This window comes from Mycoplasma todarodis, assembly GCF_004335995.1.
Taxonomy (GTDB): domain Bacteria; phylum Bacillota_I; class Bacilli_A; order Mycoplasmatales; family Metamycoplasmataceae; genus Mycoplasma_K; species Mycoplasma_K todarodis.
The window spans coordinates 1-6,558 of sequence record NZ_PSZP01000035.1; the positions used below are offsets into that span (position 1 = coordinate 1).

The window sequence follows — 6,558 nt, forward strand, 5'->3', positions numbered from 1 at the left end:
AGTTATGAATAGAATGCACAGAATGAAACAGGAGCTACCCTTCCTATTAGTTGGAGCCTTACTTACAGGTATGGGTCTATTAATGATTGGTTACTCAGGGTGAGATTCAGGTTTCACAAGTTCAATGGGTCCAGGGGTTGTTCAAATCTTTGTATTTGGAATGTCAGCACTTTCTGGATTATCAAAATTCAAAGATCACGAGGAAGATATTCTTCCAGCTAAAAAGAAAGTATTATCAATTGAATTAGTAATAGCTATTGCAGTTACACTGCTTACAATTCTGCCTTACTATATGATTTTCGATAAATTGAGTGAACCAGGAAAAGGAGCGCACGAGCACCTCCACTGAGTTCAATGATTAGGAATTTTAGGTTTTTCATTCTCATCAGCAGCCATTGTTGTTATGGTTCTATTTAGATGAACATGAACATTTGTTTTCTGAACTATAGCTAACGTTATATTCGTAGTATTCTATATCTTGATGAAAGTTGTTAATGGTGTTCCACTACTATCATTAGCAGCAATCTCAGGTCTATTCACAGTTATTGATTTCTATATCTTAATAAGATGAATTAAAGATCAAAAAGCTCAATAAAAAAATCCAAACCTAAGTTGGATTTTTATTTTTCTATTTTTTTCCATACTTTATTTTCTTTGAATGGACTTCATTCTCAATTATTGAAATCATAAAAATTATTATGGACTCTTAACGCTATTTGAGGAACAGTGTGTTTATTTCCGCTTTCAATTCATCAATGTGTCTCATTGTAAACCTCAAGTGTTCTTGATGTTAAAGCTAGAGGGTTTTTACTGTACATTTTATTTTTTGATTTATTCACATTGAAATCTAAAACTTTTTTTCCTTTGTTGATTTCATTAAGTAATATTTGAGGTATATCATAAATGGAAAGGAGTGTTTTGGAATTATATTTTAATTTTCCTGTTTCATTAAAGGGCTTCATTAATATGGTTGGATTATTTCGTATAATACTTGTACTACCGAATGATTCAAATAAACCATTTACCTCCAAGAAATCACCTTCAAACTTTTTCATTTTAGGAGATAAATATTTATATGCGCTTTTATCTCCTTCATGAGCTCCATGATCTGAAACAAATAATATAACAGTATTATCATAAATTTCTTTTCCAAATGATTTAACTTTATCTACAAATTTACCGAATAAATCCATAACAGTTTCCATGGACTTATTTCTTGATGATCCATTTGCATTCCCGGGATGATAACCATCTTTATCTTCGAATGCAAAAGGAGTGTGAGTTGATTCATTACCAATGAATTTAAATAAAGGTTTTCCCGTTTCTTTTAATCTAATGTACTCATTAATTTGTTTCAAAGAATTCATATGCCTATATTGCGGTCTCAAGTTAGCGTTGTATTTTTCACCTTCAAATGTTTGGTTAACTCATGCAGGATTAGTTACAGTGATGTCTCTGTTTTCGCCTATTCGTTTCATTGCTTTTTTCGGTTCCACAGCATACTTACTGGATCCAGTTGCATAATATTGCAATGAATGTCACGCTTGTTTATATCCGGCTTTTTGGAACATTTCCATCATTCTATCGTGCGCAAGATTTACTACTTCTTGACCATCTTCGTTTTTAAAGAATCCGTATTTCTGCTCATCCATAGTGAAATCTCATCCACCAAGTATTGCTGGGACTCCTAAGTTCGTGTAGTTTGAAGATACAGTATTATCATACATTGTAAATCCAGAGAGTTTTTCACTTATTTTGGGATGTGTTTTTAATAAATTTGAAATACCATTACCCGGAAGTGAATCAGAGAAATAAACCACTACATTCTTTTTATTTTTAGAGAGTGTTGTTAAAGAATCTACACTCGTCACAATTGTGGGTTCTATACCCATTCTTTTTGCATTTTCTTCTATGGTTTTCGCCGTTTCATCAACCTTCTTATCTGCTTCACCACTTTTTGAACCACCGTTTTCAACTTTGCCACAAGCAGCAGCGGTAACAACAACCAAACTCATTGGTATTACCAATGATGTTGTTAATGATATTTTTTTATTTAATTTCATATTGTAATTTTAGCATATAATTCTTTTGATATAAATCAATAAACCGGGAGGATTATGAATATAAAATATAAGTTATCTTTAGGCCTATTAAGCACATTACCCATCATTGTCGGTGGGGCCGTTTCATGTGGAACAACTAATAAAGAAAAATTAATCGATCAAAATAACAATAAAAGCGATGCAAAGCCGGTAAGTATGCATCAACTGAAGATAAACCTTTCTTTATCATTGAACAAAGCCAAAGAAGCCGCTAAAAATAATCCTGTTATTTCTATCCAAAAAAATCAATTCACACCATCAAAAATACTTGTCTTCGATAAAACAAAAGATACTTACAAGAATCCTTTTTATGTTTTTGTGCAAGATATTATAAATCAAGGAATTAGTGATTTAAATTCTTCGAACTCAAAACTAAATATAGAATCAATAACATATAAAGAATTAACTTCTATCCTTGATAAGTTATTAACCGAAATTAAAAATGAAGAAGGAATAACCATTAAGCAAGTTTTTTCAAGAGGTCAAGCTCAAATGTTGGATAATATTTCTCTATTCTCCAAGTTATTCAAAGACCCTTTATTTGCAATGAATTTATTATCCCCTGTAATTGGTAAGTATTTCAATTTAGCTAGTTTAATGAATGATACTTTTGAATTCAATTTCTCTTATAATAAAAAACAAATTTTTAGCATAGGAATTGCGGAACAACAAATTAAAAAGGAATCATTAGATAATATCTATCACATTAAAGGTAATTCCGATCCAACTTCACTTTTTATAGAAGATATGAAGGAAATTGGTCCATTGATAAATGATGGTGTTACTCTAGTTAAATCAATCATAAGTGGTAAAGGTGGACTTTCCCCTAATAAAAATGCATTTGCCATTTCTGAAAAAATGTTAAATAGCTTTTCAACAAAATTAAACATGAAAAAAGAATTGATAACTTCAATTTGCTCAATACTTAAAGAACTTTATGACATGAATGTAACTAATTAAATAAAATCCAGCATACGCCGGATTTTTTTATAACTTAATTACCGAATCAAACATCTTTGTCTGTTTTGGAGTTAAGTGATGTGATATTAGTAAAACTGTAATATCCTCTTGGAGTATCTTTTGAAGAATAGAGTCAGCGTTTTCTTTATCCAAGTTCCCAAAGCATTCGTCCAATACAACTATTGGTTTTTTATTGACTCAAATTCTTGCTAAGTTAACTCTTTGTTGTTGACCTGTTGATAATTCATCTTTTGAAATCATATTATTCTTATTTTTAATAAAATCTAAATTAAATATTTCTTTTAATTCTTTGAAGTTAACTTTCTTACCACCAAAAAGCAACATGTTATTTTTAAAAGTGTCATTAATCACTAGGTTGTGATTATTAGCATAAGCAATATTGTTTAAGTATTCTTCTTCACTTAATGAATCAATGTTATTTCCATCAATTTTTATAGAACCACTTTCAGCTTTAATTTGTTTTAACATTAATTTTAATAATGTACTTTTACCAGTTCCACTTTTACCAACAATGGCAATCTTTTCACCTTTTTTAATATTGAAACTAACATTCTTCAATACCTCTTTTTCACCATAATTAAAGTTAATATCTTTAACCTTAATATCTTTAGCAAAAGCGAAAGTATCTTGTTGTGTTTTTTTATGTTCTTCTCAAATGTAATCCGGATTCTCCCTAAGGGGTTTTGTTCGTCTAATAGATATGATTGGTTTTATCATTTTATTTAACGCCACTTGAAGTGAAGTCTCTGCAATTAACACACCAATAAATATAGAGACTATTGTGTGATCAACTTTAAATACAAATATAGCCATAACTATTAAGACTCCAAATGAAATCACAACCGATATAAACTCATTGACAAATTCAAATCATTTATGAGTTTTTGCATATGATATATTTGCATTTTGAATATTTAAATTTGAGTTGTCTATCCTCTTTTCAAATGCCTCTGTTTTATTATTTCAAAATAATGTTTCAGCACCATTAGTTAAATCATTTAATTCTGTACTGTATTTCTTCCTCATCTCAGCTTGAGCCTGTGTTTTTTTCTTTAATTTTTTATCAAAAATAATTAAGAATACTCTTGCAATTATGCAAACGACCACTAAACTTAAACCAAGATATATATTTAATAATGCAATTGATAAGAAAGTTGCTACAAGAGTTGAAATAGATCAAATGATCATTCTAAATCCATCAAAGTAATCTTTCGATATTTGATCTAAAGTATTAGTCAAATTATCTCAATGAACACCCTTTCCACCTTCTGAGAATTCAGTTATATTTTTAGAATAAATATTTTTACTATAATCAATTCTTAATATGGTGATAATCTTATTTTTAAATTTTTCTGCAGCAATCATTTGGAAAACTATTGCGAAAATTAATACCACGGAAATAATGGAAATTATAATTAATCACTTATTTAATAGTTCTTCATTTTTCTCGATTGCATAATGAGTTATCTTTGCAAATATATAAGGGATAATACCTTGCAAAGTTGCACCTATCATTGTTGTAAGTGCTGTTATAAACGTTGTAAAAGGCATTTTCTTCAATGTTCTCAAGTTAATTCTAGAAGGTAATTTTCGAGTCATAGATCACCCCCTCTTTTGCATTTAGATGGTGTGTAATACTTATCACTCCACCTTTATATTGTTTAGAGATATAGTTGAATATATTCTCCCTTGATTCTTTATCTACATTGGAGAATCCTTCATCTGAAATAACTCATTGTGGATTTCTCAACATAACACGCAAGAAATTAATTTTTTGCTTTTGACCTTCAGAAATTGAATTAATATCAATAACTTTATTTAATTCCAATTCATTAAATTTAATAGCTTTTAATAGATTCTTAACTTTTTGTTGTTCGATTGTATTATCAAAAACAGTAATATTCTCAAATAAAGTTGCTTTAAATATATACGGAGTTGAATTTAAAATCCCAACATTATCAGTAAAACTTTTTGTTGAAATTTCTTTAGCGTCAATTCCATTAAGTTTTATACTTCCATCATAATTCTTTTGTTTACCTAGAATTGAATTAATTAAGGTACTTTTACCTGAACCCGAATCACCAACAATTACATATCTTTTACCTTGTTCGAATTGTTGATTAAACTTCTTCTTGAATAATTCTTTATCCTCAAATTTTATATTGTAATCTTTAACAATAATTGATTCAATGTTGCTGATATATCTACGCTCTTCTTGTTGTTTAATGGTTGGAACAAAATAATGGAATAATTTTACATCTTTTGCCATATCTTTAACTCCATCCAAAAGACTGAACATTTCATTAGTGAACATACCAGTTAAGAAAGAAACGGCTGCCAATGCTGAAACTGCCATCATTCCTTTAACAACAAGCAGCGCAGCAATACCAAGAACACCAACTTGAATTATTATCATCATAAATAAAGAAGGTATTTGATATGAGATATTCTTTATATAGAATTCAATATATTTCTTTTCAATTCATCTAAATTTTTCACTCAAGAATGAAACGATTTTATTTGTTGAATTATTTAGATAGAACACCGAATGAGCGTCGATATTCGTTGAAACATCATTGTTGAAATGGTTAAGTTGTCCAACATATTTATTTTGTGCTTTTGAAACTGGTGATGAAGTAATGGCTCCTAAGAATATTGCCATTAGAGACAATCCAATTGCAACAAGTCCAATAATTCATGAGATATAAACTATAAATGCCAATGCAAGTGCCACTTGAGTAAAGTACATAAGGTTTTTATACTTAGATTTAATATATCCATCTACATATTTATTAACATTATCAATTGTTATGGATTTAAATGTACCTGGCTCTTTGCTTATTTTCTTTTGACCTGCTTCTGATGAATAAGATTTAAAAATAAATTTACGCATTTTGGTTTTGAGAATTTCACATTCCTTATCCAAGAAATATCTAGAAGAATAATTAACAATCATTCAAGAAAGCATAATCGCCAATTCTATTAAGGTTCACATTATAAATTTATTAAAATCTTGATCAATTAATGATTGGAATATGATGGTAGTTAGGAAGGTTTTAGTTACAGATGCGATTGCAATAAATAAGAACGCAATAAACAACACACATGATTTGAATGTGCTTATTTTAGGTAAATCATTTTTAACTTTTTTATATTGAATTTTATCTTGTTTAAGTTGAGCTTTTTCTTCGAGACTTGAATTAGTTTTCTGTTTCATTCGACTCCTTAAAAAAGTATTGCTATTACCAATACATTAAAAAAATTATCCCATATAACCAGTTGTCTATTTGTTATATAATCCTAACTAAAAAAATAAGCTGCTATAGCTTATTTTTTAAAGTTTGTTGTTGGCATAATTTTATCTAAAGTATGTGGGTTAGATGTTTTAAATCCAGCAGAAGTAATTCTTACGAATACTCCTTTTTCATATGCTTCAGAAATGTTTTTAGCACCAATGTAACCAAGACCATTTCTA

General features: G+C 29.0%; 5 protein-coding genes. 2 read left to right on the top strand and 3 right to left on the bottom strand.

Translation table 4 applies throughout. From position 1 onward, the window contains the following. On the top strand, nt 1-595 hold a 595-nt coding region (locus C4B25_RS03740), incomplete at its 5' end, for a nicotinamide mononucleotide transporter (RefSeq protein ID WP_210725178.1). A 25-nt stretch (nt 596-620) separates the two neighbouring features. Here the strand turns inward: C4B25_RS03740 and C4B25_RS03745 are convergent. After that, complete coding sequence (locus C4B25_RS03745) at nt 621-2,063, bottom strand: sulfatase-like hydrolase/transferase (RefSeq protein ID WP_131613701.1); 1,443 nt, start codon at nt 2,061-2,063, stop codon at nt 621-623. Nucleotides 2,064-2,117: 54 nt separating this feature from the next. Here C4B25_RS03745 and C4B25_RS03750 point away from each other — a divergent pair, with 54 nt between their 5' ends. Then, on the top strand, nt 2,118-3,062 hold the full coding sequence (locus C4B25_RS03750; protein WP_131613702.1) for a hypothetical protein: 945 nt from the start codon (nt 2,118-2,120) through the stop codon (nt 3,060-3,062). Between the two features lie 27 nt (nt 3,063-3,089). Here C4B25_RS03750 and C4B25_RS03755 read toward each other — a convergent pair whose 3' ends face one another. Together C4B25_RS03755 and C4B25_RS03760 are read right to left on the bottom strand one after the other, a co-directional pair. Continuing rightward, nucleotides 3,090-4,682 carry an ATP-binding cassette domain-containing protein gene (locus C4B25_RS03755; RefSeq protein ID WP_168380696.1) on the bottom strand — a complete coding sequence of 531 codons (1,593 nt, stop codon included), beginning with the start codon at nt 4,680-4,682 and terminating at the stop codon, nt 3,090-3,092. Beyond that, the gene (locus C4B25_RS03760) at nt 4,660-6,300 is read right to left on the bottom strand and encodes an ATP-binding cassette domain-containing protein (RefSeq protein WP_131613704.1); all 1,641 of its coding nucleotides are present in this window, start codon (nt 6,298-6,300) and stop codon (nt 4,660-4,662) included. The genes C4B25_RS03755 and C4B25_RS03760 overlap by 23 nt, the downstream gene beginning before the upstream one ends. Nucleotides 6,301-6,558: the final 258 nt, after the last annotated feature.